The sequence below is a fragment of the Pedobacter sp. L105 genome, assembly GCF_009765875.1.
Classification (GTDB): domain Bacteria; phylum Bacteroidota; class Bacteroidia; order Sphingobacteriales; family Sphingobacteriaceae; genus Pedobacter.
On record NZ_LMUP01000009.1, the window covers coordinates 325,700 to 342,393 of the forward strand.

21 protein-coding genes are annotated in these 16,694 nt (G+C 40.0%); 14 read left to right on the plus strand and 7 right to left on the minus strand.

What is annotated here, in order from left to right:
• From GSQ84_RS19780 to GSQ84_RS28445, 4 genes are all read left to right on the plus strand, one after another.
• A partial coding sequence (locus GSQ84_RS19780) for a pitrilysin family protein (protein ID WP_254070927.1) occupies positions 1-1,988 on the plus strand: 1,988 nt, incomplete at its 5' end.
• A gap of 183 nt (positions 1,989-2,171) precedes the next feature.
• The gene (locus GSQ84_RS19785; RefSeq protein ID WP_158799075.1) at positions 2,172-2,999 is read left to right on the plus strand and encodes an SDR family oxidoreductase; all 828 of its coding nucleotides are present in this window, start codon (positions 2,172-2,174) and stop codon (positions 2,997-2,999) included.
• Positions 3,000-3,057: 58 nt separating this feature from the next.
• Entirely contained in the window at positions 3,058-3,447 is a 390-nt protein-coding gene (locus tag GSQ84_RS28440) for a hypothetical protein (protein ID WP_371416404.1), read from the plus strand.
• A gap of 35 nt (positions 3,448-3,482) precedes the next feature.
• The gene (locus tag GSQ84_RS28445; RefSeq protein WP_371416405.1) at positions 3,483-3,974 is read left to right on the plus strand and encodes a helix-turn-helix domain-containing protein; all 492 of its coding nucleotides are present in this window, start codon (positions 3,483-3,485) and stop codon (positions 3,972-3,974) included.
• Positions 3,975-4,198: 224 nt separating this feature from the next.
• Here GSQ84_RS28445 and GSQ84_RS19795 read toward each other — a convergent pair whose 3' ends face one another.
• Together GSQ84_RS19795 and GSQ84_RS19800 are read right to left on the minus strand one after the other, a co-directional pair.
• The gene (locus GSQ84_RS19795; RefSeq protein ID WP_158799076.1) at positions 4,199-4,534 is read right to left on the minus strand and encodes a nuclear transport factor 2 family protein; all 336 of its coding nucleotides are present in this window, start codon (positions 4,532-4,534) and stop codon (positions 4,199-4,201) included.
• 305 nt (positions 4,535-4,839) lie between these two features.
• A complete protein-coding gene (locus GSQ84_RS19800; protein WP_158799077.1) occupies positions 4,840-5,199 on the minus strand; it encodes a helix-turn-helix domain-containing protein in 360 nt (119 codons plus the stop codon).
• 85 nt (positions 5,200-5,284) lie between these two features.
• On the opposite strand from GSQ84_RS19800, the gene GSQ84_RS19805 reads away from it, so the two are divergent.
• Positions 5,285-6,091 carry an alpha/beta fold hydrolase gene (locus tag GSQ84_RS19805; protein WP_158799078.1) on the plus strand — a complete coding sequence of 269 codons (807 nt, stop codon included), beginning with the start codon at positions 5,285-5,287 and terminating at the stop codon, positions 6,089-6,091.
• Between the two features lie 247 nt (positions 6,092-6,338).
• The gene (locus tag GSQ84_RS19810; RefSeq protein ID WP_158799079.1) at positions 6,339-6,746 is read left to right on the plus strand and encodes a GNAT family N-acetyltransferase; all 408 of its coding nucleotides are present in this window, start codon (positions 6,339-6,341) and stop codon (positions 6,744-6,746) included.
• Positions 6,747-6,765: 19 nt separating this feature from the next.
• On the opposite strand, the gene GSQ84_RS19815 is transcribed toward GSQ84_RS19810, so the two are convergent.
• On the minus strand, positions 6,766-7,104 hold the full coding sequence (locus tag GSQ84_RS19815; protein ID WP_216848995.1) for a helix-turn-helix domain-containing protein: 339 nt from the start codon (positions 7,102-7,104) through the stop codon (positions 6,766-6,768).
• 107 nt (positions 7,105-7,211) lie between these two features.
• On the opposite strand from GSQ84_RS19815, the gene GSQ84_RS19820 reads away from it, so the two are divergent.
• Both GSQ84_RS19820 and GSQ84_RS19825 read left to right on the plus strand, forming a co-directional pair.
• On the plus strand, positions 7,212-8,168 hold the full coding sequence (locus tag GSQ84_RS19820) for a ketopantoate reductase family protein (protein ID WP_158799081.1): 957 nt from the start codon (positions 7,212-7,214) through the stop codon (positions 8,166-8,168).
• 93 nt (positions 8,169-8,261) lie between these two features.
• The gene (locus GSQ84_RS19825; RefSeq protein ID WP_158799082.1) at positions 8,262-8,759 is read left to right on the plus strand and encodes a GNAT family N-acetyltransferase; all 498 of its coding nucleotides are present in this window, start codon (positions 8,262-8,264) and stop codon (positions 8,757-8,759) included.
• A 178-nt stretch (positions 8,760-8,937) separates the two neighbouring features.
• Here GSQ84_RS19825 and GSQ84_RS27935 read toward each other — a convergent pair whose 3' ends face one another.
• Genes GSQ84_RS27935 through GSQ84_RS27940 form a run of 3 tightly spaced genes read right to left on the minus strand, consistent with a single transcriptional unit; the run spans position 8,938 to position 9,806 of the window.
• On the minus strand, positions 8,938-9,468 hold the full coding sequence (locus GSQ84_RS27935) for an alpha/beta hydrolase (RefSeq protein WP_216848996.1): 531 nt from the start codon (positions 9,466-9,468) through the stop codon (positions 8,938-8,940).
• A gap of 35 nt (positions 9,469-9,503) precedes the next feature.
• Entirely contained in the window at positions 9,504-9,602 is a 99-nt protein-coding gene (locus GSQ84_RS28450) for an alpha/beta fold hydrolase (RefSeq protein WP_371416406.1), read from the minus strand.
• Between the two features lie 3 nt (positions 9,603-9,605).
• Positions 9,606-9,806: an alpha/beta fold hydrolase gene (locus GSQ84_RS27940; protein ID WP_216848997.1), complete on the minus strand. Its 201-nt coding sequence runs from the start codon at positions 9,804-9,806 to the stop codon at positions 9,606-9,608.
• Positions 9,807-10,053: 247 nt separating this feature from the next.
• Between GSQ84_RS27940 and GSQ84_RS19835 the strand changes: the two genes are divergently transcribed.
• Together GSQ84_RS19835 and GSQ84_RS19840 are read left to right on the plus strand one after the other, a co-directional pair.
• On the plus strand, positions 10,054-11,025 hold the full coding sequence (locus GSQ84_RS19835) for an aldo/keto reductase (protein WP_158799083.1): 972 nt from the start codon (positions 10,054-10,056) through the stop codon (positions 11,023-11,025).
• Positions 11,026-11,859 carry an AraC family transcriptional regulator gene (locus GSQ84_RS19840; protein WP_158799084.1) on the plus strand — a complete coding sequence of 278 codons (834 nt, stop codon included), beginning with the start codon at positions 11,026-11,028 and terminating at the stop codon, positions 11,857-11,859.
• Between the two features lie 31 nt (positions 11,860-11,890).
• On the opposite strand, the gene GSQ84_RS19845 is transcribed toward GSQ84_RS19840, so the two are convergent.
• Complete coding sequence (locus GSQ84_RS19845) at positions 11,891-12,871, minus strand: aldo/keto reductase (RefSeq protein WP_158799378.1); 981 nt, start codon at positions 12,869-12,871, stop codon at positions 11,891-11,893.
• A 177-nt stretch (positions 12,872-13,048) separates the two neighbouring features.
• Here GSQ84_RS19845 and GSQ84_RS19850 point away from each other — a divergent pair, with 177 nt between their 5' ends.
• From GSQ84_RS19850 to GSQ84_RS19865, 4 genes are all read left to right on the plus strand, one after another.
• Positions 13,049-13,945, plus strand: a complete 897-nt coding sequence (locus GSQ84_RS19850; RefSeq protein WP_158799085.1) for an AraC family transcriptional regulator — start codon at positions 13,049-13,051, stop codon at positions 13,943-13,945.
• A 98-nt stretch (positions 13,946-14,043) separates the two neighbouring features.
• Complete coding sequence (locus tag GSQ84_RS19855; protein ID WP_158799086.1) at positions 14,044-14,454, plus strand: cupin domain-containing protein; 411 nt, start codon at positions 14,044-14,046, stop codon at positions 14,452-14,454.
• Positions 14,455-14,672: 218 nt separating this feature from the next.
• Positions 14,673-15,290 carry a TetR/AcrR family transcriptional regulator gene (locus tag GSQ84_RS19860; RefSeq protein WP_158799087.1) on the plus strand — a complete coding sequence of 206 codons (618 nt, stop codon included), beginning with the start codon at positions 14,673-14,675 and terminating at the stop codon, positions 15,288-15,290.
• Between the two features lie 54 nt (positions 15,291-15,344).
• On the plus strand, positions 15,345-16,571 hold the full coding sequence (locus GSQ84_RS19865) for an MFS transporter (RefSeq protein ID WP_158799088.1): 1,227 nt from the start codon (positions 15,345-15,347) through the stop codon (positions 16,569-16,571).
• Positions 16,572-16,694: the final 123 nt, after the last annotated feature.

Here is a 16,694-nt window from a genome sequence, read left to right on the forward strand (position 1 = left end):
ATATTGACTATCCAGGCGTGAAATTATTCGATAAAGATGCTGCCGCGCTCCGTGCATTATCATTAATCATCGGCCAGGGCAAGAACTCAATCCTTTACAAAAATTTCACTAAGACCAGGAAAGCCACGCAAGCTTCTATGACCTCTGAAAATAACGAACTGGCAGGCGATATTTCCATTCAAGTGGTACCTTATCCGGGGGGAACGTTAGCGGAGATGAAAGCGATGATTGACTCATCATTTGCCGAATTTGAAAAGAACGGTATTACTGATGACGACCTTGCCCGCTTTAAAGGTAAGGCAGAGTCCAGCTTTATCAACTCCCTGGCAAGCGTTTCAGGAAAGGTAAATGAACTGGCCGAAGATCAGACTTTTACCGGTAATCCAAACCAGATCGGTAAAAAAATGGATGATATTCGGAAGGTTACAAAAGCCGATGTAATGCGTGTTTATTCACAGTATATTAAAGGGAAAGCATCAGTAATTTTAAGTATATTGCCTAAGGGCAGTCCAATTAAGCCAGTTGCACCTGATAATTACACTGTTGAAAAAAATGGATATACAGCACCTGATTACGGTTATGCCGGGCTTATGTACCATAAAGCCAAAGACAGTTACGACCGTAATGTTCAACCTCCGGCAGGTCCAAACCCTACGATTAAAGTACCGGCTTTCTGGACAGCCAAAACACCTAATGGTATCAAAATGATTGGTTCCTTTACCAACGAGATACCTCAAATCAGCTTAACGCTTTCTATAAAAGGCGGTGGTTTAATGGCTTCTATCGATCCGTCAAAAGCAGGTTTGCCAAACATTGTAGGGCAGATGTTAAATGATGAAACGCAAAGTTATACAGCTGAAAAAATGGGCGCGGCACTTGAAAAATTAGGTAGCAGTATCTACGTGTTTGCATCTGCCGAAGAAACATCATTTTACGTTTATACCGTATCTAAAAACCTCGATGCTACCCTAGCCTTACTGCAGGAACGTTTGTTGCATCCTAAGTTTACACAGGAATCGCTTGACCGCATAAAGAAGCAGGCTATCCAGGGTTTTCAAACCGCCAAAACCCAACCGGCCAATGTTGCAAGCGTCCTTTATGGTAAAATTCTGTATGGTAAGGACAACATTCGCACCTACGGCTTATCCGGTAATGAAAAAACCATTCAGCATATAACCCTAACTGATGTGCAGGCTTATTACGATAAGTATTTTGCCCCCAACGTGGCATCACTTGTTGTGGTAGGTAATGTTAGTGAAGAAGGCATTAAAGGTAAGCTGGAATTTTTAAACAGCTGGAAGGAAAAACAAGTGGATGTTCCCGCAGCAAATTTAGCGGCAAACCAACTTCCTGAAAATACTTTGTACCTGGTTGATATGCCACACGCAGCACAATCAGAGATCCGTATTGGTTACCTAACCGGCTTGAATTACGATGCTACAGGTACTTATTATCGTTTGGGTATTGCGAACTATCCGTTAGGCGGCGGATTTAATAGTCGTTTAAATATCGACCTGCGCGAAGAAAAAGGATGGACGTATGGTGCAGATTCGGGATTTTCATCAGGCAAATCTGGCGGCGTTTTCACTGCCTCGTCGGCAGTAAGGGCTTCATCGACTGATAGTGCTGTAACTGAGTTTATAAAAGATATCAGGGACTATGCAGATCATGGGATTACACCGGATGAATTGACGTTCACAAAAAGTTCAATAGGCCAGGCTGATGCGCGGAAATATGAAACCAATGATCAGAAAGCAGGGTTCCTGGCACGCATACAACAATATGACTTAAAACCCGGTTTTATAACTGAAGAAAACAAGATACTGACCGGCATTAGCAAAGCTGAAATTGACGAACTGGCCAGGAAATACCTGAACGTTGGCAAAATGGCGATTTTAGTAGTTGGTGATAAAGAAAAAATAATGCCCGGTCTGCAAAAATCAGGCTATACTATAATTGAGCTTGATGCGGATGGAAATATAAAATAAATTGATTTAATAGTATTTCATATCAAGAAACATCAATAGCATCGCTTCCATAGCGGGGGTTATGCGCGAGAACAGGGTATTCATTTGGAGGCTATCTTCATTTTGGTTACGATCCCGTCCGATTTAGTTAAATTATAAAATCTGAAGCGCTGCACCTTTGTGATGTAAATAACAACCGAAACTATGAAGACTATTTTTATCACCGGTGCATCAACCGGATTAGGCAAATCAACTGCTAAATTATTTCATGCCCAGGGATGGAAAGTAATTGCTACTATGCGCAAGCCAGAGCAGGAGACGGAATTAAATCATTTGGAAAATGTAACCTTGCTGCCTCTTGATATTACCAACATTGAACAAATCAGGCAAACGGTACAACGAGCCATCAGCTTGGGCGACATAGATGTTGTTTTTAACAATGCAGGCTTCGGGCTGATTGGTCCGGTAGAATCCAATAGCGAAGAGCAGATCAGGGCACAATTTGAAACTAATTTTTTTGGAACAGTTTGGGTTATTCAGGAATTTATTCCTTACTTTAAAAGTAAACAGGGTGGTTTGTTTATTAACACCACCTCGTTGTGCGGTTTAACATCCAACCCGCAGTCTGCTATTTACAATGCCTCAAAATGGGCATTACAAGGACTCGCAGAAAGTATGTCTTATGACCTTGCGCAATTTGGTATAGGCATCAAAAATGTGGCTCCTGGAGGGATTAAGACGGAATTTACCAAAGCAATGCAAGTAACAGAGGATAAGGCCTATGCGGCCACAATGGCGAAAATGATGGAAGGGTTTCAGGATGGCACTCTGATGGAATTTACTAATCCGGATGTGATAGCAGAAGTGGTTTACTGTGCTGCAACCGATGGAAAAGATCAGTTAACTTATCCCGCAGGAAACGATGCAGTACGGATATATGCTAAACGACTTGCACAGGGGCCGGAAGCCTTTCGTATAGAACTGAGAGCTTACCTTAACCTGCAAAGCCCATATAAAGCAGTTACAGTTTAAATTTGATGATAAGGATAGAGGGAACATATTTTCCTCTATTCTTTTTAGCCTTTTCAATATGAAAACACCAACAAAACAACCGATTTTATTTAACTCTATTTCGGCGTTGCATCAGGCGCTTGGACTACCCAAACCACTGCATCCGCTGATCAGTTTGGTGGACTATGGTGATGTCAAAGCTGATACAGCAGATTTACAAAAGGGAATGGTATTCAATTTTTATAAAATTTCCTACAAGAGGAATTTTATAGGAAAAATAAAATATGGGCAAAGCCATTATGACTTTGACGAAGGGGGATTGTCATTTTTTTCGCCTAACCAGGTAATCACTGCGGTAGAAGACGAAGCAGACTATGGAGGTTATACGTTACTTATCCATCCCGATTTTATTCTGGGGCATCCCCTTGGGCAAAACATTAAGAACTATGGTTTTTTGAGTACTCGGTAACAGAGGCTTTATACCTTTCTGATAGAGAAAAGAAGGTGATTATAGGAATATTTGAAAACATAGGTGCCGAACTTGAATCTGCTATTGATCAGATCAGCCAGGACGTTCTTGTCTCACAGGTGGAGCTACTCCTGAATTACAGTAAACGTTTTTATACCAGGCAATTTATTACACGAAAAACCGGAAGCAGTGATTTACTGGTACGCTTTGACTCGTTATTATCTGAATACTTTAATGGCGACCAACCATCGCTGACCGGTTTACCGACCGTGGCCCAACTCGCCAGCCCGCTAAATGTTTCCCCACATTATCTTAGTGATATGTTAAGGACCACAACAGGGCAGAATACGCAGCAGCATATTCATGAGAAATTGATTGAAAGGGCTAAGGAGCTGTTATCTATATCTAATTTATCGATCAGTGAGATTGCCTATAAACTAGGCTTTGAACATCCACAATCATTTAACAGAATGTTCAAGAAAAAAACAAATGTATCGCCACTTGATTTTAGAAATTCATTTAGCTAGCCAGGATTTGAATAACAGATTAACATTTACAATTTAAATTTACGTATTGAAGGTTATATAAACCCCTGAAAATACCATGGTCTGGAATTAAAATAGGGTAGGTTCAGTGTTCAATTGTAAAAAAAGGGCAGCTTCTATTACAATTGCCCTTTCTTTTACAATTGAACACGACTTCACTAAGCGCTTTTGCAAAGGACTTAATGAAGGGCATGCCCAGATAAAAGCTAAATCAGATCTGCTAATACAAATTCAATCTTTCCGCCATTAAACTTAAAATCAAAAGTTCCCCCGAGCTTACCTTCAGGAAAATCTCCTGTAAACTCGACCTCTAAATGTGCCTGATGATCATCTTTTACAATGAGTTCCACTTTTTTGACTTGTGTTTTATAACCGATAAAGTAGCTTTCAAAATATTCCCTTATACCTTTTTTTTTGTTAAATTTCCTGCCAACAGAAGGATCGTCCAAAACGGCATTTTCCGTATAGAACTCTAAATATTTTGCTGTATCATAACTGTTGCTAACCGAAATCCACTCTTCGATAAATTTTTCTATGTCCATAGTTATTCATTTTAAGAGAAAAGACTACATAGACCTTTCTTTGACAAAATTGAGTATTTCATGCAACTAAAAATTCACTAAAATGGATGGTTACGTAGCCGTTTTGAAGAATAGCACTATCAGGGTTGAATTTAGTTAGTTACCCTAAGGTAATCTGGGAATTTTAGGTTAGATTGAAATCCCCTGCAACAAAATGCCAGGGGATTTCATTTTATACATAAATTTCAAAAAATGAAAGACAATGGGACGGCTTTTGCTTATTGAATTAAAAAAGATAACAGGCTGATTTAATAACTATTATAAATTTAAAGTATCTGCCAACTTATCTCCCATTGGTGCAGGTCATTTATAATTTTAAGTAGTTCCTCTCCTTTTTTTGTAGTGGTATAGGTTATCTGTTGAGGTACGGTATCCTGTATCGTTGTTTTATCTACAAGTTCATCCACCATTAATTCTGACAGCCGTTTAGCTAATATCTGATCAGAAATAGAGGGGAAAGCTAATTTTAATAAACTGAATTGATTTGTCCCCTGTTTTATGCTGTGTAAGATCTGCATTTTCCATCTTGGACTGATGTTCCTTAATGTTTCATTCACCTCACATGACTTATGTAGGATCTGAATATTACAAGCATTGCTGGTGCCATTTTTTAGTTTACTTGCCATAGTTAAAATTATTGGTCGGCTCACTTTGGGGTGAGTTATTGTGGCTGTTTTCTGTAAAAGCTACGTTTGCACAAAAATAATTAATATGAAAACTACAATAGTTAAATCAATCTCCTTTTATCTTCTGGTAATATGCATAGTGGGTAGCACAATCAGCTCTAATGCGCAAAATAAATCGCAGCAACCTGTTTTTGTGCTGGTACATGGTGCCTGGCATGGTGGCTGGTGCTGGCAGAAAGTAAGTGAAAAACTTCGTGCTGAAGGAGATCTTGTCTATACACCTACACTTAGCGGGCTGGGTGAACACAAAAACATGTTGAATAAAGATGTTGATTTGAATACCCATATTACGGATATTGTAAACCTAATAATAGCGGAAGACCTTCATCATGTAATCCTGGTTGGGCATAGCTATGCTGGCGCAGTTATTACTGGTGTGGCAGACAGGATTCCGGAGCGGCTGGAAAAGCTGGTATATCTTGATGCCTTACTGGTAGATAATGGCCAGAGTGCACTCTCTCTAAATCCTAAGGAAAGTCAGGATTTATTTACAAAAACAGCTATGGATTTTGATCAGGGACTGAGTATTCCATCCCCATCAAGTTCATGGTTCGGTCTAACAGACAGCATCGCCGTTCGATGGACAAACGACCGTTTAACCAGTCAGCCTTACAAAACATTTACCCAGCCTTTGGTTTTAAAACATCCTTATGGCAATCATTTACCCCTGATTTATATTGCCTGTCGAAATCCAGAATTAGCAGTGCTTGAACAGTTTGCTGATCAGGCCAAAAAGAGCAAGGCATGGAAATATTATGAGCTTAACACCGGCCATGATGCCATGATCAGCATGCCTGCCGAGCTTGCAACATTATTATCGACTTTCAAATAAAACAGAGTTTACCAATCTATGTACTAACTTAGACGAGAATTTGTGATATCTATTGTTGTACAAGTTCGGATTTACATACCTATTCTAATGAATCTTTTATGATGCATTAGAATAGGTTAGGATTTAAAATAGCCTCGGATCGTCGCATGCTGTGTCAATGCATGCTTTGCTAAGTGGCCAATTTCTTTTAATTTAAGACGTAGATCATTACTACATTTTTTAAACCACAGTACAAACAGACAAGGACATGATTACTTATCAGATTGAAGAAACAATTACCACCGAAGAATTTAGAGAAGTCTTAGTTAACTCTACATTGGCGGAAAGAAGGCCGGTAGAAGAGCCTGAGCGACTTGCTGAAATGCTTAAATTTGCTAATCTAATCGCAACGGCGCGCGATAATGGAAAACTGATCGGTATTTCCAGGTCGCTTACTGACTTTGTGTACTGCACTTATCTTTCAGACTTGGCCGTGGATCAGGCGTATCAGAAAACGGGCATCGGTAAGGAGCTGATCCGCATCACTAAGGCAAGAACTCCCCAGGCAAAACTTATCTTACTTGCAGCACCAAAAGCGGTAGGATACTACTCCAGGATAGGTATGGAAAAATGGGAAGCGTGTTACGTTTTAGATCACGTTGAAAACTTGATCTAGTTGACTTGTATCTGTTTGGTTAGGAAACACCCAGATTAGCTTTGCTGATCTTTCTATGCTCAAGTGCCCATTCCATTAAACCTATTTCGCTTAGACCTTTTGCTGATTCAGTCAGCTCATATTTTATCAATACGCGCCCGGAATCGTCAACAGTCCGCTTAACCAAGCCACTCATTTCAAGGTCTTTGAGTTCCCTGGAAAGCATGCGGGAAGTTATAGCTGGTATCAATTTCTTTATTTCCGTAAATCGAATCTCCTGTGTATATAAAGCGCCCAAAATGAGTATTTTCCATTTTCCTGAAAAAACATTTAAAATTTCCAATAACGCTAAACCTTCTTCCGGCTTGCATTTTTTCAAATCTATTATAGTCTTGATATTTTGGTACATAAGGGGAAGCGGATGTCGGTATACTTAAGTATACTAATATATAATACTTACCGAAGTTAAACTACTTTAGCCAAATAATGATAGAAAAAATGAAGATATTAATGTTTGGACGCGGCGTAATTTCGGTGCAGTACGGCTGGGCTTTTGAAAAAGCAGGTCATACCGTTGAGTTTTATGTAAGACCAGGTAGAAAGGCAGAATTTGGGAACACCCTTGTTTTGAAAATGTTAGATGCAAGAAAAAAAATTAAGGGTATTTTAGTAAATGAAAATTGGAATATCACGCTGAGAGAAGATTTAGATTCAAATCACAATTATGACTTAATAATGGTGAGTGTTCAACATTATCAATTTAAAAAAGCAGCTGATTTCCTGGCAGATAAAATTGGCAAGGCAACCCTGTTGATCTTCAATAATTTTTGGGAAGAGCCATTAGCGCAAACAGCACATTTGCCATTGAGCCAATTGGTTTGGGGCTTTCCACAGGCAGGCGGCGGGTTCGATAAAAAAGGAGTATTAAATTGCTCTTTGTTTGGCATAGTCAACATGGGCACTTTTAAAACAGCGCAAACCCAGCGAGGATTAGCAGTCATGGATTTGTTCAGATCATCGGGGTTTAGGATCAAAGAAATTGAAGATTTTCGTTCCTGGCTGTTTGCTCATTTTGCATTTAATGCTGCGCTACACCTTGAAAATTTGAAATCAACGACAGGCATGGAGTCGCTTATTGATATGCGGACTACAAAATATTGGGAAAATGTAATTTTAAACAGCAAAGAATTAATTCCCCTTTTAAAAGCCCGAAGTGTGGATCTAAAGGGAAATTCAGAATTAAAAGCCTTTAGTTTACCTCCCTGGTTGTTAAGTTTTATAATGAAAGGGGTTATTAAATTTTTACCATCTGTGAAGCAAATATTTACAGGGCACTCAAATGTTGAGGAGTTACGATCTTATTGCCACGACGTCTTATCAAAGGCAGAAGAATTGAAGATCAGTTTACCAAGGTTTGCGAAAGACAAAAATAAATTCCAGTAAGGCCGAAAAAACAAAGCTTGGGTATAATATTTTCTATTTTATTTTGAATGTATGTAGCAGGCTACGTATATTTGAACTAAAATTATTATCACCATGTTAGAAATAAAAATTACTCCTATTTTTAATAATACCCAAAAGCAGATTCTTGACCTTATCCTGCCTATTCAACAGATAGAATTTAATGTGCCGGTTACTTTGGAAGGCCAGCCAGATCTCTTAGATATAGAAACACACTATCACCAAGCGGGAGGTGGGTTCTGGGGTGCCTGGAACAATGAAGAATTGATCGGAACTATTGCAATGATCTACACCGGACATCATGCCTGTGCAGTAAGAAAAATGTTTGTAAAAAAAGAATATAGGGGCAAAGAAACCGGAGCTGCACAACTATTGCTTGATACGCTGATGAATCATTGTATACTCAAGGGGATTACAGATATTTATCTCGGAACAGTTGATATGCTGAAGGCGGCCCATAGGTTCTATGAAAAGAATGGATTTGAACGTCTGGACAGTGAACAAATGCCAGAATACTTCCCCAGAATGATGGGGGAGAATGTCTATTATCACTTACATTTGGGTTCCAGATAATATAAAAAACGAGTGTAAAGTAATTTTATTAGAGGTATTGAAAATAAGATCTGCTATTGCAAAAGGATTAGGGTAAGGTTGAGGCCAATTTATTGGTGGGCTTGCTTTAGTTGTATTTTGGTCTGCTTTTTTATGTCTTGCAACTAAAGATAAAAAAGCAGACCAAAATTCGTTTACATCATCTTAATAGGAAGGCCAGAAGATCATGCTGTACCTGAGGTGTGTTTTCCTGAACAACCCAGTGTCCCGAATTTTTAATCACAGACTCCCTGACATTAACAGCAACCAGTTTGATGTGCGTAGCGAGATATGGGGCTGCAAAATGATCCGAGCCCATAGCCAATACCGGCATTGATAATTTATGCTTTGCAAACTGAATATTGTCTTTAGCGTCCAGGTCAAAATAGCCAAACCAATGGAACGCACCGGTTGTTGCGCCGGGTGTTGAATAGGCACGAATAAATTCATTGCGCTCTGTGGCACTAAAAGCATTTTTTTTAAACCCTACCACTGGCCAGAAATCGGTCAGAAGCAGGCCTGCCTTTCCTGAAATCAATTCTCCTGCATGCGGTTGTGCAAAAAAGCCGAACCACCAGGCCTGGGCTTTTATCTGGCTCCATACGGGTTCTATTCCAGGTAGCAATGCATCCATTAAAACGAGCTTTTTCACACTTCCAGGAAACTGGGCCGCGTCAGCATAGGCCACCATTAATCCAATATCATGGCCGGCAAGGTAATGTGTTCTTAGCCGTCGTCAGGTTTGTCTGATTCACCAACACCCCTCAGATCAGGTGCTATCACAGTAAAGTGTTTGGATAATTCTGGTAACAACCTGTTCCACATGTATCAGTTCTGACCAAAACCATGTACCAGCAGGAGAGGCTCACCATTACCGCCGATAACGTAATGGATTTTAACGCCGTTTACGGTAGCGAACTGGTGTTTGAAATTTGATGGCGGGTTAGCCGGAATAAGCGCTGCTTTTACCGTACCAATGAAAGACATAACCAGCAAATTGGAAATCAAGAGACGTTTAATTGTTTTCATAGTTTTATCAGTTTATATTTTAATGTTACCAGGAGGATGATGTAATCAGTGAATTTAAGTCAGTCTTTTTTTTTTAAACATTGATTAAGCGTATTGATATACAGTGCATTGACAAAATAATCATTTTTTAAGTAAATCAAATTTGAATAATCAAGCTTATCAAAACATCAAAACGGTGAGCCGTACAGGCAAAAGATATGAGCCGTGGAAGCAACTGTTCTGTGCTTGAAAGTCTCATTTTTGTATCATGAAAAACATTAAAGAAATTCAGTTGGGTCAAAATGGCCCGTTCGTATCCAAACTTGGTTTAGGCTGTATGCGTATGTCTTCTATCTGGGGCGGTCCTACACCTGACGAAACAGAAAGTATCGCTACAATTCATGAAGCCCTGGATAATGGTATCAACTTTTTGAACACCGGAGACTTTTACGGTGCCGGTCATAATGAAATGCTGATAGGCAAAGCCATAAAAGGAAGGCGCGACGATGCCTTCATCAGCGTAAAATTCGGTGCTATCTTTCACAATGGCCAGTGGCTGGGAATGGATCTGAGGCCTGTTGCTATCAAGAATTTCATAAATTATTCCCTGACCCGTTTGGGGGTAGAAACCATTGATCTCTATCAGCCCAGCCGAATGGACAACAGCGTGCCGGTAGAAGACATCATTGGAACGGTCGCCGATCTGATTAAAGAAGGTAAAGTGCGACACATTGGGGTATCGGAAATTACGGCCGAACAACTTCGTACAGCCAATGGCATTCACCCCATCAGCGCGCTGGAGATCGGCTATTCGCTGGCCGATCGTCAAATGGAAATCGAGCTGCTTCCTACAGCAAAAGAATTAGGCATCGGCATAGTGGCCTTCGCCAATACTGCCGAGGGTTTATTGACCGGTGAAATGAAAGCACCGCTTGCAGAAAATGACTACCGTAACCATTTCTCTCGTTTCCAGGGCGAAAACTTAGTCAATAATCTGGATAAAGTAGAAGTATTAAAGCAATTAGCCAGCGATAAAGGTTATACGCCAACACAGGTTGCGATTGCCTGGGTGAAGGAGCAGGGAGATCATGTGATGCCTTTGGTAAGCATGAGCCGTAGGTCGCGCCTGCCGGAAAATATTGCAGCGATGGATATTGTATTTACACCGCAAGAAATGAACATCTTAAACACTACTTTTGCAATAGGCGCTATACGTGGCGGCACTTACTTACAACGTTAAATGACCAGTCCAACAGAAATTCTCCCCGGCGTGATCTTCTACTCTTACCTATCTGCTGAGCGGAAAGAGAAAGTATGTTTATGGAACCACCATACCCTGATATTTCAGGTTTCAGGACAGTTGATCCTGGAAACCTCCGGTCAAAGCATATCGATGAACGGAGGGGAGATGCTGCTGATCGGCAAAAATCAATTGGGTACGCTCACCAAAACACCGGTACCCGGAGGGAACTATGAAACAATCGTGATCTCCCTGCAGGAGGACCTGCTGTGCAAGATCGTGTTAGAAGAAAAACTAGAAGCAGACCGGAAATATATCGGTCTGCCAAATATCTTAATTCCATCTAACGAATTTCTGCAGGGATATTTTCAATCTATTGTTCCATACGCCCGAAGCTCGGGAGCAACTATGACAGACGAAATGGGCATCCTGAAAGTGAAAGAAGGAGTTAAATTATTACTGCTTGCCCTACCGGGACTTCGCAACTTTTTGTTCGACTTTTCGGAACCTCATAAGATAGACCTGCAAAGGTTCATGCTCAGTAACTTTCATTTCAACGTTCCCATTGAAAAATTCGCGCAGCTTACCGGACGTAGCCTGGCAGCTTTTAAACGCGATTTTCTGAAAACATTTGGTGCTCCGCCCCGTCATTGGCTGCAGGACAAGCGATTGAACGAAGCGAAGCACCTTATCGAAACCAAACATCAAAAACCCTCGGCCATTTACCTCGACCTGGGCTTTGAAAGCTTGTCACACTTCTCCTATTCCTTCAAGAAAAAGTTTGGCATGGCACCTACTGCACTGAACTATACCACCATCGGCACTAATAATTGAAATTTTTCATTTTCTGTTTAATAAGGTGTTTTTACTTGCCCACTCTGTTTTGCAGATGAGCGGGATAGCGATCCCCTTGTACATTGGTTTTGGCAAAAGCTTCATCAATTGCCTTAACGTCTGCTAATGATAAATCAACCGATGCCCCATTGATATTTTCTGTTAAACGATGTGATTTTGTGGTACCGGGAATTGGAACTATCCAGGGCCTTTGCGCCAGTAGCCACCCCAATGCAATCTGTGCAGGCGTAGCGTTTTTATCTGCAGCAATGTTTTTTAATAATTCTACCAATGCCTGGTTTGCTTTTCTGTTTTCTTCAGAAAAACGAGGTAGAATATTGCGAAAATCTTTACCATCAAATTGTGTGTTTTGGTTGATAGCCCCTGTTAAAAATCCTTTACCTAAAGGACTGAAAGGAACAAAACCAATTCCAAGTTCCTCTAAAGTTGGTATGATTTCTAATTCTGGTTCTCTCCACCAAATTGAATATTCGCTTTGTAAGGCAGTTACAGGTTGTACTGCGTGGGCTTTACGGATAGAGGTAACACCGGCTTCTGAAAGACCGAAGTATTTTACTTTTCCTTCCGCAATTAAATCTTTTACCGTACCGGCAACATCTTCCATCGGAACATTCGGGTCAACGCGATGTTGATAGATCAAATCGATCACATCTGTTTTTAAATTTTTTAAAGAATTTTCAACTACTTGTTTGATCCGTTCAGGACGACTGTCCAACCCTTTTTGCGAATCACCATCCAGAAATCCGAATTTGGTTGCAATCACTACTTCTTTTCTAAAAGGCGCCAATGCTTCGCCAACTAGTTCTTCATTTGCAATGCCATAAGCCTCAGCTGTATCAAAAAAAGTGATGCCTTGTTCATAAGCCTCTCTGATTAGCTTTATACCTTGGTCTTTTTCTGTTGCCGGGCCATAACCAAAGCTTAGGCCCATACAACCTAAGCCTAATGCAGATACTTCCAGTCCGCTATTTCCTAATTTTCTTGTTTTTATCATATGATAGTCTATTCTACAGGTGTTCAATTTTCTGACTTTACAAATATCAGCTCAAAATTTGGTTCGTAACGTATACGGATTACTGCAATACCTACCATTATTACCGATTTGGGGTTGGGCCCATAAAAGTCGTTATTTGATAGCCTATCTTTGAATAAGATAAAAGCATAGAGCATGGAGAATGTAATTAGAATTGACACAGTTGGTCAGTTTAACGCGGCCAATAACAATGAAACTTTACATCCGCTGGTTAATGTGGTTGACCTTTCAAAAGCGGATAAAAGGTTTAACCGACGAATCAGTTATGGCTTCTATACCGTGTTTCTTAAAGAAATCAAATGTGGCGACCTGCATTATGGTTGTAATTATTACGATTACGAAGAAGGAACGTTAGTATTTGTTGGGCCCGGGCAAGTGATAGGTGTAGAGAACAATGTTGAACATTATCAACCAAAGGGCCATGCTTTAGCATTTCACCCGGATCTGCTTAGAGGTACATCCCTGGGACGGCACATCGCTGACTATAACTTCTTTTCTTACGAAGTGCATGAGGCGTTGCACCTTTCTGAGAGTGAGCGGAAGACTATTTTTGACTGTTATGCGAAGATCAGGTACGAATTGGAACGCGGCATTGATAAGCACAGCAAAACATTAATTGTAAGTAATATCGAGTTGCTGTTAAATTATTGCGTCCGTTTTTACGACCGGCAGTTTATCACCCGTGAAAACGTGAATAAAGGTATCTTACAAAAATTTGAGGAATTGCTGAACGCGTATTTCAATTCAGCTAAACCCAGGGATATTGGTTTGCCATCTGTTGGTTACTGCGCTGATCAGCTAAACCTCTCGGCAAATTATTTCGGCGACCTGATCAAAAAAGAAACAGGAAAATCCGCACAAGAGCATATTCAACTCAAAACAATGGAGATAGCGAAAGATAGGATATTTGATACTTCCAGGTCAGTGAGTGAGATCGCTTATGAATTAGGCTTCAAATATCCCCAGCATTTCGCACGTTCTTTTAAACAGCATACAGGTGTTACGCCAAATGAATACCGGATGCTCAATTGAGATCACTTTGAAAAGATTAATTCTATTTAATGTGCCAATTTATTTATACCGCTGAAAATTGAAAAACGATAACAACTTAAAAATATAAAATAGAGACCATGAATATTACAGATGATAATGAAATTTTTCCAAGAGGGAACCAGGGACCCGCAGATTATTTTAATGGTACTGCCTGGGTGAATATATTAGTGCCCAAAGACCAGACTGGTACTTATTCTATTGGTAACGTGGTTTTTGAACCTGGCTGCCGCAACAACTGGCATACCCATGCGACAGGACAAATCTTGTTAGTTTTAAATGGGAAGGGTTATTATCAGGAAAGAGGGGAGCCTGCAAGGAAACTGGCAAAAGGTGATGTAGTAGTGATTCCGGTTGATGTAGAGCATTGGCACGGTGCAGCGCATGACAGCAGTTTTACCCATATCGTGATCACTAATAATTCTCCCGTAGGCCCGGTAAATTGGTTAGACCGTGTAACTGATGAAGAATACAATTCAATTAACAGATAATGATGGAGATGTAAATTGAACGAAGCCGGATCAAAATTTATACCATAATAATGGGATTTGAATAACACAAAAATTCTTCAGATCCGGTAAGTTCTTTTTTGACACAGCTTTATTGCGCGATAATTCTCTATAATTAAATTTTCATATTGATATCTAGTTCGACGTTTTCTGTTATTTGTCGATAAAATAGTATCTTTGTATAAATAATTCTAAATTCTATGTCTGAAACCGATTCTATAAAGGATGATATAGTTCAGGAACAAATCATACAGTCGGCCCAGACCTTATTTTTGGTTCATGGATTTAATAAGGTCAATATGGATGATCTGGCGAAAGCCATAGGTAAGGGGCGGAGTTCGCTTTATTATTATTATAAAAATAAGGAAGAGATATTCATTGCCGTGATGGATATTGCGATCAGGAAGATGATTACTGAGATCCGCGAATCAGTAGAATTGGCTTCAACCATCGAAAAAAAGATCGGGGCGTTTTATTTGACCAGGTTGAGGCTGGCAAAAAGAAGAAAAGAGCTGTATAATGCTGCTGATTCTGGCATGGATTCAGATGAAATGTCTCGGTATACCAAAGTAAAACGCATCATCCACAAACGAATCTTCAATTTAGAAAGTTCCTTATTGACCAGGGTTTTAAATGAGGCAATTGAAAAAGGGGAATTGAAAGTCATACCTGTCGAAGAACTGGAAACACTTGTTTATGTATTGCTGAGTAGTTTACATGGCTTAAAGAGGGAAATGATCATTGAAGATGATTTTTCCGGCATAGAAATTACAGTGAAAGTCTTGATAAATGCCTTGATGAACGGATTGAAGAAATAAAAAAATTTGTTTTACTATCGACATATTACGTAATGTGTCAAATGGTTTAAAAATATGAAAATAAATACTTTTAGGGCGTTCCGTAGCCGCAATTACCGCTTGTATTTTTGTGGACAGTCTGTTTCTCAGATCGGTACCTGGATGCAGCGTGCAGCAGTTAGCTGGATAATTTATACGATGACGCATTCCACCTTTATGCTTGGCATTTCAGTATTTGCTTCCCAATTTCCTTCGTTTCTTTTTTCACTTTATGGCGGAATTATCTCAGATCGGTTTAACCGTTATAAAATTGTAATGATTACACAGTCAACAGCTATGGTACAGGGTATTCTGCTCGCTTTGCTGGTAATTTGGGGACATTATACGGTATGGGAAATACTTGCACTTAGCGTAGTACTTGGTATAAGTAACGCCTTTGATGTACCAGCACGGCTGCCAATGGTACATGAGATGATAACTGATAAAGAAGATCTGCCAAACGCCATCGCACTTAACTCATCTATGAACAACCTTGCGCGTTTGGCAGGGCCGGCTTTATCAGGCCTGGTGCTGGTTAAATTTGGTGCCGGAATTTGTTTCTTGTTAAATGCCTTTAGTTTCTTATGTGTCATCGTCTCACTATTATTAATGAAATTGCCGGCATTTGTTCCCACTGGGATAACAAGAAGTTTAAAAACAGAATATATAGAAGGGTACGCCTATCTCAAACGGACCCCTTCTATTGGCATGGTGATTCTTATGCTGGCCCTTACCAGTTTTTTGGTGTTGCCTTATAATACACTCTTACCAGTATTTGCAAAAGTTATCTTTAAGGGCAATGCTGCTACTTTTGGCTATATCAGCAGCTTTATTGGCCTGGGGGCGGTTAGCGGCGCCTATTTCCTGGCTTCACTTAAGCCAGGAGCTAATCTAAAAAAGGTGTTATTTTTTAATACACTTATCCTGGGTACAGGGCTTATCTTATTTTCCCGTTTCAGCTATTTCCCTATAGCCATGGTATTTGCAGTGTGTTGTGGTTTCGGCACCATGTCGCAGACAGCGGTTAGCAATACCATCATACAAATCGAATCTGACAAACACATGAGAGGAAGAGTGATTAGTTATTTAACCACAGCTGTTTACGGAATGCTGCCTTTGGGCAGTCTTCTAATAGGTTTTGTATCTAAACATATCGGCGCCCCTGCCAGCCTGCTTTGTACAGGCATACTTGCTCTCATCATTACTGTTTTATTCTCTAAATTTTTATTAAACAAAAACGCAGATACTTTAAAACCCATCTGATTTCAGATTATAAATAAAAAAGGGTAGGCCAACGTTATACAGATAAAGCGGTCGGACTCTGGTTGATCAAGAGGTTCATCAAATTGCTGAGCGCGAAATTGAGGGGATAAATCCACAACTTAA

Excerpts from the sequence above, each read along its gene's own strand:
- GSQ84_RS19785 (WP_158799075.1), top strand. The coding sequence starts at position 2,172 with ATGAAGACTATTTTTATCACCGGTGCATCAACCGGATTAGGCAAATCA.
- GSQ84_RS28440 (WP_371416404.1), top strand. The coding sequence starts at position 3,058 with ATGAAAACACCAACAAAACAACCGATTTTATTTAACTCTATTTCGGCG.
- GSQ84_RS19795 (WP_158799076.1), bottom strand. The coding sequence starts at position 4,534 with ATGGACATAGAAAAATTTATCGAAGAGTGGATTTCGGTTAGCAACAGT.
- GSQ84_RS19800 (WP_158799077.1), bottom strand. The coding sequence starts at position 5,199 with ATGGCAAGTAAACTAAAAAATGGCACCAGCAATGCTTGTAATATTCAG.
- GSQ84_RS19805 (WP_158799078.1), top strand. The coding sequence starts at position 5,285 with ATGAAAACTACAATAGTTAAATCAATCTCCTTTTATCTTCTGGTAATA.
- GSQ84_RS19810 (WP_158799079.1), top strand. The coding sequence starts at position 6,339 with ATGATTACTTATCAGATTGAAGAAACAATTACCACCGAAGAATTTAGA.
- GSQ84_RS19820 (WP_158799081.1), top strand. The coding sequence starts at position 7,212 with ATGATAGAAAAAATGAAGATATTAATGTTTGGACGCGGCGTAATTTCG.
- GSQ84_RS19825 (WP_158799082.1), top strand. The coding sequence starts at position 8,262 with ATGTTAGAAATAAAAATTACTCCTATTTTTAATAATACCCAAAAGCAG.
- GSQ84_RS27935 (WP_216848996.1), bottom strand. The coding sequence starts at position 9,468 with ATGGTGGCCTATGCTGACGCGGCCCAGTTTCCTGGAAGTGTGAAAAAG.
- GSQ84_RS28450 (WP_371416406.1), bottom strand. The coding sequence starts at position 9,602 with ATGTGGAACAGGTTGTTACCAGAATTATCCAAACACTTTACTGTGATA.
- GSQ84_RS27940 (WP_216848997.1), bottom strand. The coding sequence starts at position 9,806 with ATGAAAACAATTAAACGTCTCTTGATTTCCAATTTGCTGGTTATGTCT.
- GSQ84_RS19835 (WP_158799083.1), top strand. The coding sequence starts at position 10,054 with ATGAAAAACATTAAAGAAATTCAGTTGGGTCAAAATGGCCCGTTCGTA.
- GSQ84_RS19840 (WP_158799084.1), top strand. The coding sequence starts at position 11,026 with ATGACCAGTCCAACAGAAATTCTCCCCGGCGTGATCTTCTACTCTTAC.
- GSQ84_RS19850 (WP_158799085.1), top strand. The coding sequence starts at position 13,049 with ATGGAGAATGTAATTAGAATTGACACAGTTGGTCAGTTTAACGCGGCC.
- GSQ84_RS19855 (WP_158799086.1), top strand. The coding sequence starts at position 14,044 with ATGAATATTACAGATGATAATGAAATTTTTCCAAGAGGGAACCAGGGA.
- GSQ84_RS19860 (WP_158799087.1), top strand. The coding sequence starts at position 14,673 with ATGTCTGAAACCGATTCTATAAAGGATGATATAGTTCAGGAACAAATC.
- GSQ84_RS19865 (WP_158799088.1), top strand. The coding sequence starts at position 15,345 with ATGAAAATAAATACTTTTAGGGCGTTCCGTAGCCGCAATTACCGCTTG.